This is a genomic window from Curtobacterium sp. MCBA15_013 (genome assembly GCF_001865095.1).
GTDB lineage: Bacteria > Actinomycetota > Actinomycetes > Actinomycetales > Microbacteriaceae > Curtobacterium.
The window spans coordinates 83,329-101,578 of the sequence record NZ_MJGQ01000015.1 but is presented as its reverse complement, the minus strand read 5'-3'; the positions used below and the strand labels follow the sequence as shown (position 1 = coordinate 101,578).

At 72.4% G+C, this 18,250-nt stretch carries 18 protein-coding genes; 9 read left to right on the top strand and 9 right to left on the bottom strand.

Translation table 11 applies throughout. From position 1 onward, the window contains the following. Window positions 1–41: 41 nt before the first annotated feature. The 3 genes from BIV01_RS09995 to BIV01_RS09985 all read left to right on the top strand — a co-directional run bounded on the left by BIV01_RS09995 (window position 42) and on the right by BIV01_RS09985 (window position 2,610). The gene (locus tag BIV01_RS09995) at window positions 42–383 is read left to right on the top strand and encodes an L-rhamnose mutarotase (protein ID WP_071302714.1); all 342 of its coding nucleotides are present in this window, start codon (window positions 42–44) and stop codon (window positions 381–383) included. Window positions 384–486: 103 nt separating this feature from the next. Next, window positions 487–1,401, top strand: a complete 915-nt coding sequence (locus BIV01_RS09990) for a metallophosphoesterase (protein ID WP_071302713.1) — start codon at window positions 487–489, stop codon at window positions 1,399–1,401. A 147-nt stretch (window positions 1,402–1,548) separates the two neighbouring features. After that, window positions 1,549–2,610, top strand: a complete 1,062-nt coding sequence (locus BIV01_RS09985) for an NADP-dependent oxidoreductase (protein ID WP_071302712.1) — start codon at window positions 1,549–1,551, stop codon at window positions 2,608–2,610. Here BIV01_RS09985 and BIV01_RS09980 read toward each other — a convergent pair. From BIV01_RS09980 to BIV01_RS09970, 3 genes are read right to left on the bottom strand one after another with little or no spacing between them, the layout of a single operon-like run. After that, on the bottom strand, window positions 2,607–3,497 hold the full coding sequence (locus tag BIV01_RS09980) for an ABC transporter permease (protein ID WP_071302711.1): 891 nt from the start codon (window positions 3,495–3,497) through the stop codon (window positions 2,607–2,609). The two genes, BIV01_RS09985 and BIV01_RS09980, sit on opposite strands and share 4 nt — an antisense overlap. Continuing rightward, entirely contained in the window at window positions 3,484–4,434 is a 951-nt protein-coding gene (locus BIV01_RS09975) for an ABC transporter ATP-binding protein (RefSeq protein WP_071302710.1), read from the bottom strand. The genes BIV01_RS09980 and BIV01_RS09975 overlap by 14 nt, the downstream gene beginning before the upstream one ends. Further along, a complete protein-coding gene (locus BIV01_RS09970) occupies window positions 4,431–5,501 on the bottom strand; it encodes a LolA family protein (protein ID WP_071302709.1) in 1,071 nt (356 codons plus the stop codon). The genes BIV01_RS09975 and BIV01_RS09970 overlap by 4 nt, the downstream gene beginning before the upstream one ends. A 122-nt stretch (window positions 5,502–5,623) precedes the next feature. Between BIV01_RS09970 and BIV01_RS09965 the strand changes: the two genes are divergently transcribed. Beyond that, window positions 5,624–7,102, top strand: a complete 1,479-nt coding sequence (locus BIV01_RS09965) for an FGGY-family carbohydrate kinase (protein WP_071302708.1) — start codon at window positions 5,624–5,626, stop codon at window positions 7,100–7,102. Window positions 7,103–7,185: 83 nt separating this feature from the next. Here BIV01_RS09965 and BIV01_RS09960 read toward each other — a convergent pair whose 3' ends face one another. The 4 genes from BIV01_RS09960 to BIV01_RS09945 all read right to left on the bottom strand — a co-directional run bounded on the left by BIV01_RS09960 (window position 7,186) and on the right by BIV01_RS09945 (window position 11,957). After that, window positions 7,186–7,668 carry a ribose-5-phosphate isomerase gene (locus tag BIV01_RS09960; RefSeq protein ID WP_071302707.1) on the bottom strand — a complete coding sequence of 161 codons (483 nt, stop codon included), beginning with the start codon at window positions 7,666–7,668 and terminating at the stop codon, window positions 7,186–7,188. Then, complete coding sequence (locus tag BIV01_RS09955; protein WP_071302706.1) at window positions 7,665–9,407, bottom strand: dihydroxyacetone kinase family protein; 1,743 nt, start codon at window positions 9,405–9,407, stop codon at window positions 7,665–7,667. Before BIV01_RS09955 ends, BIV01_RS09960 begins: the two co-directional genes overlap by 4 nt. 71 nt (window positions 9,408–9,478) lie before the next feature. After that, window positions 9,479–10,792: an MFS transporter gene (locus BIV01_RS09950; protein WP_217642546.1), complete on the bottom strand. Its 1,314-nt coding sequence runs from the start codon at window positions 10,790–10,792 to the stop codon at window positions 9,479–9,481. A 28-nt stretch (window positions 10,793–10,820) separates the two neighbouring features. After that, the gene (locus tag BIV01_RS09945; protein WP_071295623.1) at window positions 10,821–11,957 is read right to left on the bottom strand and encodes a zinc-binding dehydrogenase; all 1,137 of its coding nucleotides are present in this window, start codon (window positions 11,955–11,957) and stop codon (window positions 10,821–10,823) included. A gap of 105 nt (window positions 11,958–12,062) precedes the next feature. Between BIV01_RS09945 and BIV01_RS09940 the strand changes: the two genes are divergently transcribed. Then, the gene (locus BIV01_RS09940) at window positions 12,063–12,869 is read left to right on the top strand and encodes a GolD/DthD family dehydrogenase (protein ID WP_071302705.1); all 807 of its coding nucleotides are present in this window, start codon (window positions 12,063–12,065) and stop codon (window positions 12,867–12,869) included. A gap of 25 nt (window positions 12,870–12,894) precedes the next feature. After that, complete coding sequence (locus BIV01_RS09935; protein WP_070418254.1) at window positions 12,895–13,857, top strand: sugar-binding transcriptional regulator; 963 nt, start codon at window positions 12,895–12,897, stop codon at window positions 13,855–13,857. A gap of 72 nt (window positions 13,858–13,929) precedes the next feature. Here BIV01_RS09935 and BIV01_RS09930 read toward each other — a convergent pair whose 3' ends face one another. Then, the gene (locus BIV01_RS09930; RefSeq protein WP_071302704.1) at window positions 13,930–14,454 is read right to left on the bottom strand and encodes a DinB family protein; all 525 of its coding nucleotides are present in this window, start codon (window positions 14,452–14,454) and stop codon (window positions 13,930–13,932) included. A 189-nt stretch (window positions 14,455–14,643) separates the two neighbouring features. On the opposite strand from BIV01_RS09930, the gene BIV01_RS09925 reads away from it, so the two are divergent. Continuing rightward, entirely contained in the window at window positions 14,644–16,164 is a 1,521-nt protein-coding gene (locus tag BIV01_RS09925) for an MFS transporter (RefSeq protein WP_071302703.1), read from the top strand. A gap of 178 nt (window positions 16,165–16,342) precedes the next feature. Here BIV01_RS09925 and BIV01_RS09920 read toward each other — a convergent pair whose 3' ends face one another. Beyond that, the gene (locus BIV01_RS09920) at window positions 16,343–17,365 is read right to left on the bottom strand and encodes a GTP-binding protein (protein ID WP_071302702.1); all 1,023 of its coding nucleotides are present in this window, start codon (window positions 17,363–17,365) and stop codon (window positions 16,343–16,345) included. A gap of 60 nt (window positions 17,366–17,425) precedes the next feature. Between BIV01_RS09920 and ykgO the strand changes: the two genes are divergently transcribed. Then, complete coding sequence (ykgO, locus tag BIV01_RS09915) at window positions 17,426–17,548, top strand: type B 50S ribosomal protein L36 (protein WP_022905672.1); 123 nt, start codon at window positions 17,426–17,428, stop codon at window positions 17,546–17,548. A gap of 28 nt (window positions 17,549–17,576) precedes the next feature. Next, the gene (locus tag BIV01_RS09910) at window positions 17,577–18,233 is read left to right on the top strand and encodes a histidine phosphatase family protein (protein WP_071302701.1); all 657 of its coding nucleotides are present in this window, start codon (window positions 17,577–17,579) and stop codon (window positions 18,231–18,233) included. Window positions 18,234–18,250 lie beyond the last annotated feature (17 nt).

The following is an 18,250-nucleotide window of genomic DNA, read 5'->3' as shown; positions in this document are numbered from 1 at the left end:
GTGATCCGCGCCTCCCGGACGGCACTGGAGGCGCGGATCACGTGACCCGCGTCTGCTTCCGCCTGCAGGTGGGGACCGAGCACCTCGACGCCTACCGCGAGCGGCACGCCGCGGTCTGGCCGGCGATGCTGCGGGCGATCGCGGCCGCGGGACGTCGGAACTACTCGCTGTTCCTCGACGACGACGGCCTGCTCATCGGGTACTACGAGACGGACTCGGTGGCGGATGCCGACGCGTCGCTCGCCGCGTCCGAGGTGGCCGCCGCGTGGGAGGCGCACATGCAGGACCTGTTCGACGGCGCGGCCGGGCGGGCGGACCAGGCGGCGCGCGTGCTGCCGGAGGTCTTCAACCTCGAGGACCAGCTCGCGTCGGGCGCATCGTGAGCAGGAATGGTCGGGTCCCGTCGCCGGACCCGACCATTCCTGCTCACCGAACGACGCCCGCGGGGCACCGGGGACTGCAAGGCACCCTCGCTACCGTGGGGCCATGCAGCAGCCCGCAGCCGGGACCCTCCGCGTCCTCCACCTGTCCGACACCCACCTCACGGGCGACGGTGCCCTGCACCAGGGGTCCGTCGACACGACCGCCGCGCTCGAGGGCGTGCTCGCCCGGGTCGACGGCGTCCCGGGGATCGGGCTCGTGGTGGTGTCCGGCGACGTGTCCGAGGACGGCACTCCGGAGTCGTACGCCGCGGTGCTCGAGCGCGTCGGCGGCTGGGCGGAACGCCACGGTGCGGCGCTCGTCACCGTCCCGGGCAACCACGACCTCCGCGAGGGGTTCCGACAGGTCCTCGCGAACGGCCACGTCCTCGGCGAGGGCGGCCGGCCGCTCATGCACACCATGGAGTACCACCCGCCGACCGTGCCGGTCTGGGGGCAGTCCCTCGTCGCGGGTCGGCGGATCGTCACGGTCGACACGAGCGTCCCCGGGGTCGGCTACGGCGAGATCGCCGAGGCGTCGCTCGAACGACTCCGCGCCGCGCTCGCCGGCGACCACGCGCCGCACGGCACCGTCGTCGTGCTGCACCACCCGCCGCTGCCGGCACCGACCGCGCTGCACGAGGCCCTGCGACTCCGCAACCCGGAGGCACTCGCCGACGCGATCCGCGGCTCCGACGTCCGGGTCGTGCTCGCCGGCCACTACCACCACCACTTCGCCGGGACCCTCGCGGGCGTGCCCGTGCTCGTCGCGCCCGGTGTCGCGAACGACACCGACGTCACCGGCGCCTACGAGGAGGAGTCCGCGTACGTCGACTCCGGAGCGCTCGTCGTCGACGTCGCCGAGGACGGCTCGGTCTGGTCGACCCCGGTCCGCGTGCCGCGCCCGGACGCGGACCCGCTCGCGTTCGCGCTCGACGCGGACACCGTGGCGCGCGTCATCGAGGCGTCCACCGGGCAGTAGACGCGCGGTTCGTCGGACGGGAGGGACGGTGCGGGCCCGCACCGTCCCTCCCGTCCGTCGTGTGCGGACGCCGGTACCCCGCGCGTTCGGGTTGCAGTCGGGAACTCCGAGTAGGCCGGTGGCACACCTGGAGCGAAGGAGCACCCCATGCGGATCGGCAGTGCAGTGCAGTACGACCGGTACGGCGACTTCGACGTCGTCGAGCTCGTCCCGCAGGAACGCCCGGAGGCGGGTCCCGGCGAGATCGTCGTCGAGATCGTCGCGGCGGGGCTCAACCACATCGAACGGTTCCTGCGGGAGGGCAAGCTCCAGGACCACATCGAGCTCACGTTCCCGGCTCGTCAGGGCGTCGACTTCGCCGGCATCGTCCGGGCACGCGGCGACGGGGTCAAGGACCTGCGCGTCGGCGACGAGGTGATGGGGCACGCACCGAACGGCGGGTCGCACGCCACCTGGCTCGTCGTGCCGCGCGCTGCCGTCATCAAGAAGCCGGAGCACGTCGGCTGGGAGGTCGCCGGCGGCCTCTACCTGGCCGGGTGCACCGCGGTGTCGGTCGTCCGCAGCCTCAAGCTCGGACCGGAGGACACCGTCGTCATCACCGCCGCGGCCGGCGGCGTCGGGCACATCGAGTGCCAGCTCGCGCACGACGCCGGGGCGACCGTCATCGCGCTCGGCAGTGCGCGCAACCACGACTACCTCCGCCAGATCGGCACCCTGCCCGTCGTGTACGGCGAGGGCGAGGAGGAACGCATCCGTGCGATCGCGGACGGCCGCCCGATCACCGCGTTCATCGACAACCACGGCGAGAGCCGGGCCGAGGAACTCGCGGAACGCCTCGGCGTCGCACCGGGGCGGTTCGTGTCGTCCGAGGCGCGGCGCGACATCGAGATCCGGTTCCTGCGGGCGCCGGCCGAGGACGAGGAGACCCGGGAGCTCCTGACCCTCCTCGCGAAGGCCGTGCAGGACCGTCGCGTGCAGGTGCTCATCTCCGGGTTCTACCCGTTCGAGTACATCGTCGAGGCGTACGAGGACCTCGCCGAGATGAAGTCCCGCGGCAAGGTCGTGATCGGGATGCAGACCGTCGAGACCGGTGCACGGATGGACTGGTACCGCTCGGAGAAGGCCCGGGACCTGCGCGACCGGTACGCCGACGCGCGGGGGAACGACTCCGAGACGATGGCGGGCGGGTCGGCTAACCCGAGCGCCTAGCTCAGGACGTCCTTCGTGGTGAACCGGCTGTACGCCAGCGCGCCGAAGACGACGACGTAGCCGAGCTGGAGCACGGCGTTCGACCCGAACGAGTCGAACGCGATCGGGTCGCGGAGCAGGTCGCCGAACCCGAGCCACTGGTGCGAGAACAGGTACGGGTGCAGCCAGTCGAGCTGCGGCAGCTGGTCGAGCACCTGGGACGCCCCGGCGAGCACCACCGTCGCGGCCATCGCACCGACCGGCACGCTCGTCAGGGTCGAGACGAACAGCCCGATCGCCGACAGCCCGAGCATCGACAGCGTCACGTAGAGCGCGAGCAGCACGGCCCGGCCGGCGTAGGACCAGCCGTCGACCTGCGTACCCGAGAGCAGGGTCACCGGGCCGATCGGGAACAGCACGGCGCCGATCGCGGCCCCGACCAGGACGATGAGGAGCGTCGCGGCGAGGCAGAACGCCACCGCCCCCGCGTACTTGACGAGGATGAACCGCACGCGGCCGGTCGGGGCCACGAGCAGGTAGCGGATGGTGCCGTGGCTGGCCTCGCCCGCGACGGTGTCACCCGCGACCACGCCCACGGTGAGCGGCAGGAACAGCGGGATCGACACGGTCAGCGCGGTGAACGCCACGAACAGCCCGTTGTTCGTGATGTCGCCGAGGAACGCGGGACCGCCCGAGTCGTCGCCGGTCGTGAGCCGGACGGCGACGGCGATGAGGATCGGCACGAGGGCGAGCGCCCCGAGCATCGCCCACGTGCGGCGGCGTCGGAAGACGAGGGCGAGCTCGGACCCGAGGAGTGCGAAGGGGCGCTGGCGGGGACGCGGGGAGGCGCGGACGTCGTGCGACTGCGGGTCGTCCGTCGGCACGGTGGCGGCGTCAGGCTGCGACATCGAAGCCCTCTCCGGTGAGGGCGACGAAGAGGTCTTCGAGGGTGCCGCCGCCGACGGTGAGCCCGCGCACCCGGACGTCGGCGCGGACGAGCTCGGTCGTGATGGTCTCGGGCAGGACCTCTGGTGGCAGATCGGCCACGAGGACGTCGGCACCGCCCTCGTGCCGCGGGGTCAGGCCGAGACGGCTCAGCACGGTGCCGGCCTGCCCGAGGTCGGGCGTCCGGACCGTGACCGTCCGGGCACCGGCAGCGCGGAGCTCGTCGAGCGGCCCCTGCGCGACGAGCTTGCCGGTCCGCATCACGGCGGCGTGCGTGCACACCTGCTCGATCTCGGCGAGCAGGTGGCTCGAGACGAACACGGTCGTGCCGTCGTCGGCGAGGGAGCGGATGAGGTTGCGGACCTCGCGCGTGCCCTGGGGGTCGAGGCCGTTCGTCGGTTCGTCGAGCACGAGGAGGTCCCGCGGGGCGAGCAGGGCGTTCGCGAGCCCGAGCCGCTGCTTCATGCCGAGCGAGTACGCGTGCGCCTTCTTGTCGGCCGCGTGCGAGAGCCCGACGCGGTCGAGTGCGCTCGCCACCCGGGTCTTGCGGGTCCGTGGGTCGGAGGTGGGGTCGGCGGCGTCGAACCGGAACAGGTTCGCGCGGCCGGAGAGGTACGGGTAGAACGCCGGACCCTCGACGAGGGCACCGACGCGCGGCAGGACGTCGTGGAGGGCCTTCGGCATCGGTTCGCCGAGCACCTCGATCGTGCCGCCCGTCGCGCTGGAGAGCCCGAGGAGCATGCGGATCGTCGTCGTCTTGCCGGAGCCGTTCGGCCCGAGGAAGCCGAACACCGCGCCGCGCGGGACGGCGAGGTCGATCCCGTCGACCGCGCGCTGCTTGCGGAAGACCTTCGCCAAGCCGGTGGTGCGGATCGCGAGGGCTGTGTCGGGCGCGCTCACTCGGCTGCGGCGACCAGCGCCGACACCGGGACCGCGCCCGCGAGGACCCGGCCGTCGTCGGTGAGGTAGACCGAGACGAGCGAGGTCTGCACCGCGCGACCGCCGTCGACCGAACGGGTCAGCTGGTCGAGCAGCCCGCTGGCGTCGTCGCCGAGCGCGGTCTGGTCGACCGAGCCCTTCGGCAGTTCGGCGATGGTGCTCCAGCCCGTCCCCGTGACCGTCGGCTCGTCGCCGGTGCGTCCGTGTCGGTGCTGCGCGTCGCCCGTGCCGTGGGCTGCCGCGTCGGAGAGGTCCTTCGTCTCGACCGTCGCGCCCGTGGGCGGCGTGAAGTCGAACAGGCGTGCGGCCGGCGCGCCGTACTGCAGGCTCGTGAAGCTGACCTCGACGGCGGGGTCGGACTGGCCCTTCGCCTCGATCGTGGCGCGCAGCGGGAGGCCGGTCTGCTGGTCGACCGCCAGGTGCACGGACCCGACGAGCGTGCCCGTCGACTTCGGCGTGAGGGTGATCTGCCAGGCGTCGTGGCCGGCGACCCGGACGTCCTTCGGCTTCGACACCGTGGTGCTCGGCGTGATCGCGTCGATAGCCTGCTTCGCGATGTCGGACGGCGTCGCGGCGCCGGACTCCGGCGTCCGGGCGTCCTTCGGGAGGGTGACGTGCGTCGCCGTGCGCTCCTTCGAGTCCCAGGTCCAGACGTCGGACCCGTTCCGGACGAGGTCCTGCTCGGCGAGCTGCTGCGTCAGCTGGACGCGCTGCTTGTCGGGGCCGTCGACGTAGACGCGGGCCGTGTGAGACGAGGTGAGGAGGCCGAGCGCGTCCGAGGCGTCGCCCTCGAGCGAGGAGCCGCCGGACCCGGTCGGGAGCTCCGGCAGGCCGAGGTCGCTCGTCTGCACGAGCTTGCCGGAGTACTTCGCGTCGGACGACCCCGCGATGCTGGCGATGACGTCCGCCGCGCTCGGGTTCGTCCCCGCGACCGGGTCGCTCGACGCGTTCGCGATCATCGGCGCAGCGACGGCGCCGGCGACGACGACCGGTGCGATGACGGCGGGCAGCCAGGCTGACTTCTTCATCGGTTTCCCCTCGGTGGAGCATTCGGAGTCGGCAGTACGGTACGTCGGCCCGCCGACAGTGGGCTGGGCGTTCGTAGACTCGGGGGCGACCGACGCGGGTCGGTGGCGGCGAAGGAGGCGGCATGCGGGCGGTGCTCGGTCTGGACATCGGGACGTCGAGCACGAAGGCGCTGCTCACGCGGTTCGACGGCACGGTGATCGCCGAGGTCGGACGACGGCACGAGGTCGACCGGCCGGAGCAGGGGCTCGTCGAGATGGACGCCGCGGTGTGGTGGGACGAGTTCACCGCCCTGACCTGTGAGCTGCTCGAGCGGGTGCCGGACGCCGAGGTCGAGGCCGTCGGCGTGAGCGGCATCGGCCCGTGCGTGCTCCTCACCGACGACGCCGGGGAACCGCTGCGGCCCGCGATCCTGTACGGCGTCGACACCCGGACGGCCGAGATGCTCCCCGCCGTGACGGCAGAGCTCGGCGGCGAGGACGCGGTGCGTTCCCGGTGCGGCTCCGCCCTCAGCACGCAGGCGGCCGGGGTCAAGCTCGCCTGGGTCGCCCGGCACGAACCCGACGTGTGGGCGCGTGCGGCGCGGTTCACGATGCCGTCGTCACGCGTGGTGGAGCTGCTGACGGGGGAGTACGTCCTCGACCACCACTCGGCGAGCCAGTGCACACCGCTCTACGACGTGCACGAGGACACCTGGATCGACGCGTGGTGCGAACGGCTCGCGCCGGGGCTCGCCATGCCGCGACTGGTCTGGTCGGGTGACCGGGCCGGCACCGTGACGGCCGCTGCGGCTGCGGCCACGGGCCTCCCGGTCGGCATCCCCGTGACGGCCGGGACCATCGACGCCTGGGCCGAGGGCGTGAGTGTCGGAGCCGCCGTGCCCGGGCGGATGTTCCTGCAGTACGGGACGACGATGTTCATGATCGCGCCGACCGACGAGCCGGTCTCGGTGCCGGGGATGTGGACCACCGTCGGGACCCGTCCGGGGCAGCCGAGCGTCGCCGGTGGGATGGCGACCTCCGGGGCGATCACCGACTGGCTCCGGCGGCTCGTCGACGGCGAGTGGTCGACGATGCTCGAGGAGGCCCGCTGCGCCGGCATCGGGGCGAACGGCCTGCTGATGCTGCCGTACTTCGCGGGCGAGCGGACCCCGATCGCGGACCCGGACGCACGCGGGGTGATCGCGGGCCTCACGGTGCGGCACACCCGCGGTGACCTGTACCGGGCGACGCTCGAGGCGACGGCCTACGCGGTGCGGCACAACGTCGAGGTGCTGCGCGAGGCCGGGGTCGAGGTCCACGAGCTCGTCGGCGCCGGCGGCGGGCTGCTCGGACGGCTCTGGCCGACGATCGTCTCGGACGTCACCGGGCTGCCGCAGACGGTCCCGAGCGTGACGATCGGTGCGTGCTACGGGTCGGCGTTCCTCGCGGCCGGGCTCGTCGAGGACGTGGACGTCACCGCGTGGAACCCCCCGGCCGCGCGCATCGAGCCCGATCTCGCGGCGACGGCGGCGTACGAGCCGGGCTACCGCGACTACCGCGAGCTGTACGCGGCGACGAAGGCCGTCGTGCACCGGTTGGCCGCGCGCGGTCGCACGCACTGACGAACCACGAATCCGACATCGAACCAGGCTCGGCGGCCCGTTCGATGTCGGATTCGTGGTTCGGAGCGCCCTACGCGAGCGCGCTAAGCGGACGCGTCCACGCCCGCCGGCGCGCTGCCGTCGTACTCGCAGATCGCCGCGACCTTCGACGCGCTCGCGGACGAGCGGTCGAACTCGTAGCCGAGCCACTCCTTCGCCATGCGCCGGGCGACCTCGACGCCGACGACGCGCTGGCCCATGCAGAGGACCTGGGCGTCGTTGGACAGGATCGAGCGCTCGACGCTGAACGAGTCGTGCGCGGTGACGGCCCGGATGCCGGGGACCTTGTTCGCGCTGATCGCGACGCCGAGTCCGGTGCCGCAGATCAGGATCGCCCGGTCCGCCTCGCCGTTCGCGACGAGCCGTGCGGCGTCGACGGCGACGTGCGGGTAGGCGGTGTGCCCCTCCGCGTCGACCCCCACGTCCACCACGGACTCCACCCGCGGATCGGCGAGCAGGTCGGCCTTGATGATCTCCTTGTAGTCGAACCCTGCGTCGTCCGAACCGACCACGAGACGGTACGTCATGCGTGTGTCCCTTCCTTGTCTGCTGCACGGGTGGCGAGGACCTCGCCGACCCGCGTGAGGATCATCCCCATCGAGGTGGCACCCGCGTCGGGTGTCCCCAGGCTCTTCTCCGCCAGCGGTCGGGCACGCCCGACCTTCGGCTTGAGGTCTGCGGTCGCAGCGGCTTCCGTGACCGCGACCTGCGCGGCAGCCTGCCACGCCTCGGTGAGCGGCGTGCCAGCCTCGACGCCGCTCCGCAGGTCGTCGACGAACGGGAGCAGCGCGTCGAGCAGCGTCTTGTCCCCGCGGGACGCCCCGCCGAGGTGCACGATCGAGTCCGCGAACGCCTGCGCCGCCTCGACGACGTCGGACGCCTCGTACGCGGAGCGGTCGTCGCGGAGCGACCGGCCGAACGCCTCGAGCGCGGCACCCCACAGGACCCCGGAGGTGCCGCCCGCGAACTCGGCCCACGCGTCACCGGCGCGTCCGAGGACGAAGGCGACCCCTGCCTCCTGGCCCGCCCGGTCGACCGCCTTGCGGGCCGCACCGATCCCCTTCACCATGCCGCGTCCGTGGTCGCCGTCCCCGGCGACCGCGTCGATGCGGCCGAGCTCTTCCTCGTGCTCCCGCAGGAGCGCGTCGATCGCCTCGATCGCGGCGCGCGCCGTCTGCGCGGCCTGCCTGGAGGCGCCACTCGCGTCCGGCACGACCGTCGCCTCGTCCTCGGCTGCGTCCACGGCGTCGGCCGGCACGAGCGCCGCGACCGGCGCCGCCACCTTGCGGTACGCGGGCGTGTACGCGTCGGCCCTCCACAGCGCCTCGAGCTCGTCGTCGAGCCACTGCAGGGTGAGCGAGCAGCCGCCCATGTCGAGGCTCGTGACGAGTTCACCGACCTCGGGTTCGACGACCTCGATCCCGGCGTCCTGCAGGAGCGGGAGCACACGGCCCCAGAGCAGGAAGAGCTCCTCGTACTTGGTGTCGCCGAGACCGTTCAGGATCGGCGCGACCCGGGTGCCGGCGGCGTCCGGGCGGTCCGCGAGCAGCCGCTCGACGAGGAGCGACGCGAGTTCGGTCGCACGGAGGAGCGGGACGTCCTCGATGCCCGGCTCGCCGTGGATGCCGAGCCCGAGGCCGAGGTGGCCCTCGGGGACGGTGAAGAGCGGCTCGGTCGCGCCGGGCATCGTGCAGCCGGAGAACGCGACGCCGATGGTGCGGGTCGCCCGGTTGGATGCGGTGCCGATGCGCTCGACCTCGTCGAGGTCGGCTCCGGCGGCCGCCGCGGCACCCATGGCCTTGAAGACCGAGAAGTCACCGGCGATGCCGCGGCGCTTCGACTCCTCGTCGGCGCTGGCGATGTCGTCGGTGACGACCACGATGCGGGTGTCGATGCCCTCGGCGTTCAGCCGCTCGGCCGCGAGCCCGAAGTTCATCGTGTCGCCGGCGTAGTTGCCGAACGACAGCACGACGCCCTTCCCCTGGTCCGCCGCCTTGGCGACCGAGTAGACCTGCGCCGTGGACGGCGAGGTGAAGATGTTGCCGACGACGGCCCCGGTGGCGAACCCCGGCCCGACCACGCCGCAGAACGCGGGGTAGTGGCCGGAACCGCCGCCGACGACGACCGCGACCTGCGGCTCGGCGCCCTCCGTCGGCAGGGCGACGACGCCGCCGTGGACACCGCGGACCCGGTCGGCGTAGAGGGCGAGCCAGCCCGCGAGCTGGTCCTCGGCGAACTCCTCCGGGTCGTCGTGGATCGTGGTCATGGTGCTTGTCCTTCGCATCGAGTGGGGGTGGTGCACCGGGCGACGGCGGGACGGCCGCCGTCGCCCGGGGTTCAGTGTCCTCGGTCTCCCTGCGGGACCTTGAGGAAGTGGATCATCACGAACGCGCAGGCGTACAGGCCGACGAACGTCCAGGTCACGGCCTGGCCGCCACCGCCCAGGGCGAGCACCGCGGCGACGACGCCCGTGCCGAGGAACGCGGCTCCGCCGGCGGCCGTGGTGTACATCGCCATCGCGGCGCCCTTGTGCTCGGGGGCGAGCGCCGGCATGATCGCGCCCATCGGGACGAAGCCCGCGAGCAGGCAGCCGAACACGCAACCGGCGACGACGGAGAGCACGTAGCCCCAGTCGGACCCGGCGGGGACGAGCTGCGGGACGTACCACCAGGCGATGAGCCCGAGGGCGGACCCGACGATGCCGAACCACTTGACGGTGCGCTGCCAGCCGATCTTGTCGCCGACCCAGCCGAACAGGGCGTTCACGAGGATGTTCGTCGCGTAGACGCACACCGTCATGAGCAGCCACCGGCTCTGGCCCCAGCCGCGCTCGTTCGCGATCACGGCCGGGAGGATGACGAACATGCCGAACTCCGGCGCGGTGTTGATCAGACGGACGAGGAAGCCCATCAGGATCTTCGGTCGCGTGGCCGTCAGGCGGATGCCGCTCGTCAGCACGCGCCAGGCGCTCTCGCCCTCCGGCGCGATGCGGGAGAACCCGTTCGGCAGGCGCACCCCGAACAGCAGGATGAGGAACCCGATCACGACGAGGCCGATCGAGGCGATCATCGCGCCGGTCTCACCGACCGTGCCGCCGCCGAACACCGGGATGGCGCCGATCGCGAAGAGCGAGCCGAGCGTGGGCAGGCCGCCGGTGAAGGCGACGTAGAACCAGCCGACGGCCGAGCCGTTGCGCTCCACGGGCGTCGTGATGTTCACCCAGACCAGGAACGCGAAGGCGAACAGCGGGTACCCGAAGCCGCGGATCGCGTAGGCGACGGCGGCGAACGGCACGCTGCCGAGTCCGAGGGCGATGAGGAACAGGACCTCGAACACGACCCAGACGGCGAACCCGAGGATCATCACCCGTCGCGGACCGATCAGGTCGGCGAGTGCGCCGGAGACGTAGCTCCCCACCAGGGCGGCGAGGCTGTAGAACGTGACGATCGTCGCGACCGTGGCCTCGGGGGAGCCGAGGACCGCGACCATGTGCGGCGTGATGAAGTTCGACTCGACGCCGTTGCCGGTCATGAAGACCAGGACGGCGAGGAAGCCGAGGGCGAGCGGGCGGGGGATGCCCATCTTGTCGAGCCGGCCCTCGGTGCGGGGCATCGTCGGCGCACCGGTGGCGTGCTGTGTCGTCGTTGACATGCTTGCTGACTCCTGTGGTGGCTGCGGCTCAGGCCTGCAGGGACGGGATGATCGAGACCTTGACGCTCGCGCCCGCGGAGTCGCCGACGAGGTCGAGGGCCTCCTGGAAGCGCTCGAGCGGGAACTGGTGCGTGCAGATCTCCGACATCGGCAGGGTCTCGGCCTCGAGCAGCTTGATCGCCGCCGGCCAGGTGTGCGGGCCGAGGTGGGCACCGCGGACGTCGAGCTCCTTGTCGTCCGAGATGATCGACCAGTCGACGGACACGTTGTCCTTGAAGACCGAGTACTCGACGAACGTGCCGAGCTTGCGGAGCAGGTTGAGGCCCTGCGGGACCGCGGACGGGTGCCCGGTCGCCTCGATGTAGACGTCGGCGCCGTACCCGTCGGTGAGTTCCTTGACCCGGGCGACCGCGTCGTCCTGGGCGATGTTGATCGTGATGTCGGCACCGACCTTGCGGGCGAGTTCGAGCTTGTCCTCGACGACGTCGAGCGCGATGATCCGCAGCGGGTTCTTCTGGCGAGCACCGGCGATCGCGGAGAGCCCGATCGGCCCGGCGCCCGCGATGACCACGGTGTCGCCGAACTTGATGTCGCCCCGCTCGACGGCGTGGAACGCGCACGAGAGCGGCTCGGCGAACGCGGCGACCTGCCCGGGGAGAGCGCTCGACACCGGGTGGGTCAGGGCCTTCGCCGGCACCAGGACGTACTCGGCCATCGCGCCGTCGTAGCCCTTGAAGCCGAACATGTCGTGCACGTTGCACATCCAGTACGCACCCTCGAGGCAGTAGCGGCACTCCCAGCACGGCACGATCTGCTCGCAGGCGATCCGGTCGCCCACGGACACCCCGCGCTTGGTGAGGGCCGCGTCGTCACCGGCGACGATCGTGCCGACGAACTCGTGTCCTGGGATCCGGTCCTTCTCGGCCCAGGCGGGGCGGTTCTCGTCGCCCCAGAACTTCGCGGCGCCGTGGTAGCACTTCAGGTCGCTCGCGCAGATGCCGACGGCGTCGGTGCGGAGCAGGAGTTCGCCGGGTCCGGGGGTCGGGACGGGGCGGGTCTCGAGGCGGTAGTCCTCGGGTCCGTGGACCACGACGGCGCGCATCGTGGTCGGGATCTCGGTGGGCGTCGCGGCCGTGGTGGTCGCGTTCTCGGTCGTCGTCGACATGAGCTGCTCCTTCGTCGGGGTGCTTCGGCGACGACTGTACACCCCGCGGAACGTTTGTCCAGAACACAATTTCTGGTACGGTCGGCGCAACGCAAGGGAGCGAACATGACCACCGACTTCGCCGCAGCCCTCCGACCGGGCCCGGACACGATCGACCTGACGAACGACTTCAGCGGCCGCACGGCGGTGGTCACGGGCGGGGCGTCCGGCATCGGCAACGCGATCGCCGTGGCCCTCGCGTCCCGCGGCGCCCGGGTCGCCGTCGTCGACGTGCGGGCGGACGGCGCAGCAGCCGCCGCGGCAGCGCTGCCGACCCCCGGCGAACCGGCCCACCTCGGCCTCGGCTGCGACGTCACGGACGAGACGTCGGTGGCCCGCGCGGTCGCCGCCGTCACCGGTGCCGCCGGCGGGATCGACGTCCTCGTGAACTGCGCCGGCGTCGCGCTGCTCGCCCCCGCCGAGGACCTCGACCCCGGTGCCTGGGCCACGACCATCGACGTCAACCTCACCGGCACCTACCGGGTCGCCCAGGCCGTCGGGCGCCACATGCTCGCCGCCGGGTACGGCCGGATCGTGAACATCGCCTCGCAGGCAGCGCACGTCGGCATCGACGGCCACGCGGCGTACTGCGCGTCGAAGGCCGGTGTCATCGGGCTCACCCGCGTGCTCGCGCTCGAGTGGGGCGGACGGGGCGTCACCGTCAACACCGTGTCGCCGACGGTCGTGCTGACCGACCTCGGCCGCGCGGCCTGGGCGAACGAGAAGGGCCTGCGCCACCAGGACGAGATCCCCACCGGACGGTTCGCGACACCCGACGAGATCGCCGCCGCCGTCCTGTTCCTCGCCGGGGAGTCGAGCGCCATGGTGAACGGCGCCGACCTCCGCGTGGACGGCGGGTTCACGATCCGCTGACGCGTGCCAGGGCTACGATCGCCCCATGTCCGCCGAGAACCCCGCCGCCGAGGGTGCCCGGACCCGCTTCCCGCTCGACACCGTCTACCAGGCCGCGCGGATGTACTACCTCGAGGACGCCACCCAGGTCGAGATCGCCTCGCGCCTCGGAGTGTCCCGTCCGACGGTCAGCCGGCTCGTCGCCGAGGCACGGAAGGCCGGCCTGGTCCGGATCGAGGTCGTCGACCCGTTCCAGGACGAGACCGTCGCGCTCGCCGAACGGCTGCAGGTGGTGCTCGGACTCCGTGCCGTGCACCTCGCCGCCGTGACGCACACCGCCACGCTCGGCGCCGACCTCGCCGCCCCGCTCGCCGCCGCGGTCGAGGGGATGGGGCTCGTGCCAGGTGACGCCGTGCTCATGTCGTCGGGTCGGACGGTGTACGACGTCGCCCACGCCGGCATGCCGCAGCTGCCGGGCGTGCAGCTCGTCCCGACGGTCGGCGGGCAGGCCGACCCGATGCCGTGGTTCCAGACGAACGAGATCACCCGCGCCGCCGCCGAGCACTCCGGCGCGATCCCGGCGTTCCTGTTCGCGCAGGCCCTGCCGTCACCGGCGATGCGGTCCTCGCTCGACGAGGACCCCGCGTTCCAGCACGTCGTCGGCCTGTGGGGTCGGGCGAAGGGCGCCATCCTCGGCATCGGCGCGCCGACCCCGACCCGGGACGCACTCGCGCGGGGCGTCCCGGTCGAGGACGCCGTCTTCGACCAGGCGGCGGGTGACGTCTGCCTCAACTTCTACGCCGCGGACGGCTCGGCGATCGAGTTCCCGGGCAGCGACCGGATGGTGCGCACCTCCCGCGAGGTCCTCTCCGCCGTCCCGCACGCGATCGGCGTCGCGGTCGGTGCCGCGAAGGTGTCGAGCATCGTCGGCGCCGTCCGCGGGCGTCTCGTCAACGAGCTGGTCACCGACGCGGCCACGGCGCGCGCCCTGCTGGACGCGCTCGCCTGAGCGGTTCCCACCTGTGGGCCTGGAGGCGCGGTGCGGGCCCGCACCGCGCCTCCAGGCCCACAGGCGGTACGTCTACTGCGCGCGCCGCACGTCCCACAGGTGGTGCACCGGGTCGTGCGCGGAGTAGGTGGCGAGCGTGGCGACGGTGAACGCGCTGCCGTCCGACCGGAGGCCGGTGCGTCCCAGCTGGTCCTCCCGCACGTCGTCGAAGGCCCGGGCAGCACGGTGCGCCGCCTCGCCGAGCTCCCGCACGACGGTGGCGGGGTCCTGCTCGCCGTAGCGGTCCTCGACGGCCGTGGCGTCCTGGTCCCAGTTCGGGAAGGTCGGGGCGTCCTCGGTGAGCATGAGCGTCAACCGCTCCGCCATCTTCCGGTGGACGTCACGCACGTGCGCGGCGTACTCGAGCGGTGACCAGGTGTGGTCGTCGGGGCGGTCGCGCACGTCCTCTCGGTCGAGGACCGCCGGCCACGCCGAGGTGTTCGCGTCGATGATCCCCGGGACGTCGTGGATCGTGACCGCACTGCCGTCGTAGCCGCACTCGGGGCACGCGGACTCGATGACCCACGTCCAGTTCTTCGTCTCGGGTTCGATCGCCATGAGTGGATGTTATGTGCTCGTTACCGTCCGTCCCGATCCGCGTGCCCGAGGCGATCGGCACTGACCCCCGTTCGGGTGACACGCCGGTTCCTGTGAATCACCGGCCAATGACATTTCGGTTGCTCGGTAACGTCGTCCGCTGTTCCCGGGCCGGTACCCGTCGGCCCGCCGATCCTCGAGGAGAGATGCATGGGCTCCGATCCCAGCAGTACCCCCACCCGACCGCACCGACGCCTGCGCGAGAGCGACGTCACCGTGGTCGACAAGAGCATGATGCGCCGTGCCGTGAGCGGCATGGTCGTCGGCAACACCATGGAGTGGTACGACGTCGGCGTCTACGGCTACCTGGCCGTCACGATGGGGAAGGTCTTCCTCCCCACTGCCGAACCCTCGGTCCAGATCCTGTTCAGCCTCGGTGTCTTCGCGGCGACGTACATCGCCCGGCCGCTCGGCGGCATCGTGTTCGGTCGTCTCGGCGACCGCATCGGGCGGCAGAAGGTCCTCGCGACGACGCTCATCATGATGGCGGCGTCCACGTTCCTCATCGGGGCGCTGCCCGCCTACGCCACGATCGGGGTGTTCGCGCCGATCGTCCTCGTCGTGCTGAAGCTCGCGCAGGGCTTCTCGACCGGCGGTGAGTACGCCGGGGCGACGACGTTCGTGACCGAGTACGCGCCGGACCGTCGCCGCGGCTTCTTCGCGAGCATCCTCGACTTCGGCAGCTACCTGGGCTTCGCGCTCGGGGCCACCGTCGTGTCGGTGCTGCAGCTCACCCTGGGCGAGGAGGCGATGACCACCTACGGCTGGCGCTTCCCGTTCCTCGCTGCCGGGGTGATCGGCGTCGTCGCGATCTCCTTCCGCCTGCGCATCGAGGAGTCGCCGGTGTTCCAGGCCACCCAGGCCGCGCAGGAGGCCGCGTCCGAGACCCGTGCCTCGCTGTCCGGGGAGCGCCCGGCGAACGTGTTCGTCATGGTCCGCGACCACTGGCGCCCGATCGTCATCGCCGTGATGCTCGTCGCCGCGTCGAACACCGTCGGGTACGCGCTGACCTCGTACATGCCGACGTACCTCACCGACTCGCTCGGCTACTCGGCGCTCGACGGCACGCTGCTCACCATCCCGGTGCTCGTGCTGCTCGCGGTGATGCTCCCGCTCACGGGCAAGCTGTCCGACAAGCTCGGCCGTCGCGTCGTGATGTGGATCGGTGCCGCGACCACCGTCGTGCTCGTCGTCCCGGCGTTCCTGCTGATCGGGCACGGCGCGCAGTGGTCGACGCTCGCCGGGCTCGGGCTCCTCGCGCTCATGACGGCGCTGTGGGTCTCGAACCAGGCGGCCTCGCTGCCGGCGCTGTTCCCGACGTCGACCCGGTACGGCGGCATGGGGTTCGCCTACAACATCGCGATCGCGGTGTTCGGCGGGACCACGCCCCTCATCGTGCAGGCCCTGCTCACGGCGACGGGCGACGAGCTCGCGCCGGCGTACTTCCTGATGGCGATGAGCGTCGTCGGGGCGATCGGGGTGTTCTGCATGAAGGAGTCCTCGCGACGCCCGCTGCCGGGGTCGATGCCGGCGGTGGAGACCGCCGAGGAAGCCCGCGAGCTCGTCCTCACGCAGGACACGAACCCGAACCTCGACCTGGGGGACCTGCCGTTCGCCGCCGAGGACGCTGCCCGCCGTGCGCGCGAGCGGGAGATGAGCGCGGTGCGCTGACGCGTCCTGCTGACGCGACCACGGACGGGAGGCGCGGTGCGGGTCCGACCCGCGCCGCGCCTCCCGTGCGTGCGTGCGTCTGTGCGCATGGTGCGACCTTCCACCAGTCGATCGACGCGTGTCTCGTCGGATGATGCGCGCGCACCGACCGAGCGCGCACCCGCACCCGCCGCGGGCGTCACTCGTGCCGGTGCTCCTCCGACGGGTCGAGCGCCGGCCACACCGGGAACGGGTCGGCCCACGTGCGCCACACCTCCGGCCCCGCGAGCAGCTCGTCCGACGTGAGGAGCGCCCCGTCCAGCGCCCGCTCGATCGCCGGCACGTCCAACCGCTCGCCGACGAACCAGAGCGCCTGCCCGATCGGCGCGTCCGCGTCCCACGACGGGTTCGCGGTCGGGTCGAGCGCCAGCATCGCCCCGAGGCTCGACCACGACCCGACGTGGTCCGGCCGGGAGGCGAGCCGGAAGAACCCCCGGGACCGCAGCACCCGGCCGTTCCGCCCCGCGGCCAGGTCCCGTTCGATCACCGACGCGAGGCGGCCGGGGTGGAACGGCAGCGGCTCCCGGTAGCGCAGCGCGACCAGGCCGTCCCGCGGATCCCGTCCGACCGAGCCCGAGAGCGCCCGCATCCACCCCGCTCCCTGGGCGAGGACCCGCGCCGCCCCGCCGTTCGACGCGGGCAGGTCGGCCGCGCTCCGGATCGACGAGAGCGCCACGACCACCGCCTGCGGGGCCAAGCGGTGGAGCAGCGCGAGCAGTCCGCGGCGGCGCTCCAGCGGCACCGGGCCGACCCGGTCGAGGACGATCACCGTGGCGTACTCGACGAGCGACGCCACGCGGTCGGCCGCGACGAACGCGTCGTCGACCTCGGACCAGAGCAGGTGCGCCACGTCGTCCGCGCGCAGCACGCTCACCACGTGGCGGAGCACCCGGTCGTCGCCGGTCTCCGCGCGCGCGGCGTTGGCGAGCATCATCCCCACCGCCCGGGTGTCGGCGCCCGGCGGGAGCGTGACGACGAGTCCGTGGTCGGCATCCGGCCCGCAGACCCGGTCGAGGTGCTCGGCGCGGTCGGCGACGGCTCGGACCGCGGCGACGGCGTTCGCGGGCGCGTGCACCCGGTGGCCGGTCGCGAGCCGGACGGCCACGCGGTCGGCGTCGACGTCGTGCAGGGCGGAGACGAGGGTGATGGCGGCGGGACGCATGTCGGCTAATGTACATGATCATCGTTCTCAACAATGAGACACCGACGCAGGAGGTCGCTCGTGAAGGTCCGCAACTCGCTCAAGGCGCTCAAGAAGATCCCGGGGTCGCAGGTGGTCCGCCGCCGCGGCCGTGTCTACGTCATCAACAAGCAGAACCCCCGGTGGAACACCAGGCAGGGGTGACGTCACCGGCGTTCCGTAGGGTGGCTCCATGCGACTGCTGCTCATCCGCCACGGCCAGACCCCAGCGAACGTGAACGGCGTGCTCGACGCCGTCGTCCCCGGACCGGGCCTGACCGAACTCGGGCAGCAGCAGGCCGACGCCCTGCCGGCAGCGCTCGCCGACCGGGGGATCGAGCGGCTGTTCGTCTCGACGATGGTCCGCACGCAGATCACCGCGGCGCCCCTCGCCACGTCGCTCGGCCTCGAGCCGGTGGTGCTGCCGGGCCTCCGCGAGATCGAGGCCGGCGACACCCAGGGCAAGCGCGACCAGGTGTCCGTGCAGACGTACATCTCGACCGTGCACGGCTGGTCGCTCGGGGATCGCACCACCCGGATGCCCGGTGCCGAGAGCGGCGTCGAGTTCTTCGCGCGCTACGACGACGCGGTCCGGCAGATCCTCGAGACCGGCGTCGACGTGGCGGCCGCGGTCAGCCACGGAGCGGCCATCCGGACGTGGGCGAGTGCCGCGGCCGACAACACGCCGGACCACTTCGGCACGAAGCGCCACCTCGAGAACACCGGGATCGTCGAGCTCGAGGGGTCGTTCGACGACGGCTGGCGCCTCGTCGACTGGGAGGGCGAGCCCGTCGGCGGCGAGCAGCTCATCGACCGGACGGCGCAGGACCCGACCGGCGAGCGGTTCTGACGCGACCAGCAGACAGA

Coding starts and splice junctions, on each gene's coding strand:
- BIV01_RS09950 (WP_217642546.1), bottom strand. CDS start 10,792: ATGTCAACGACGACACAGCACGCCACCGGTGCGCCGACGATGCCCCGC.
- BIV01_RS09960 (WP_071302707.1), bottom strand. CDS start 7,668: ATGACGTACCGTCTCGTGGTCGGTTCGGACGACGCAGGGTTCGACTAC.
- BIV01_RS09980 (WP_071302711.1), bottom strand. CDS start 3,497: ATGTCGCAGCCTGACGCCGCCACCGTGCCGACGGACGACCCGCAGTCG.
- BIV01_RS09970 (WP_071302709.1), bottom strand. CDS start 5,501: ATGAAGAAGTCAGCCTGGCTGCCCGCCGTCATCGCACCGGTCGTCGTC.
- BIV01_RS09930 (WP_071302704.1), bottom strand. CDS start 14,454: ATGGCGATCGAACCCGAGACGAAGAACTGGACGTGGGTCATCGAGTCC.
- BIV01_RS09985 (WP_071302712.1), top strand. CDS start 1,549: ATGCGGATCGGCAGTGCAGTGCAGTACGACCGGTACGGCGACTTCGAC.
- BIV01_RS09990 (WP_071302713.1), top strand. CDS start 487: ATGCAGCAGCCCGCAGCCGGGACCCTCCGCGTCCTCCACCTGTCCGAC.
- BIV01_RS09920 (WP_071302702.1), bottom strand. CDS start 17,365: ATGCGTCCCGCCGCCATCACCCTCGTCTCCGCCCTGCACGACGTCGAC.
- BIV01_RS09935 (WP_070418254.1), top strand. CDS start 12,895: ATGTCCGCCGAGAACCCCGCCGCCGAGGGTGCCCGGACCCGCTTCCCG.
- BIV01_RS09945 (WP_071295623.1), bottom strand. CDS start 11,957: ATGTCGACGACGACCGAGAACGCGACCACCACGGCCGCGACGCCCACC.
- BIV01_RS09955 (WP_071302706.1), bottom strand. CDS start 9,407: ATGACCACGATCCACGACGACCCGGAGGAGTTCGCCGAGGACCAGCTC.
- BIV01_RS09925 (WP_071302703.1), top strand. CDS start 14,644: ATGGGCTCCGATCCCAGCAGTACCCCCACCCGACCGCACCGACGCCTG.
- BIV01_RS09910 (WP_071302701.1), top strand. CDS start 17,577: ATGCGACTGCTGCTCATCCGCCACGGCCAGACCCCAGCGAACGTGAAC.
- BIV01_RS09965 (WP_071302708.1), top strand. CDS start 5,624: ATGCGGGCGGTGCTCGGTCTGGACATCGGGACGTCGAGCACGAAGGCG.
- BIV01_RS09940 (WP_071302705.1), top strand. CDS start 12,063: ATGACCACCGACTTCGCCGCAGCCCTCCGACCGGGCCCGGACACGATC.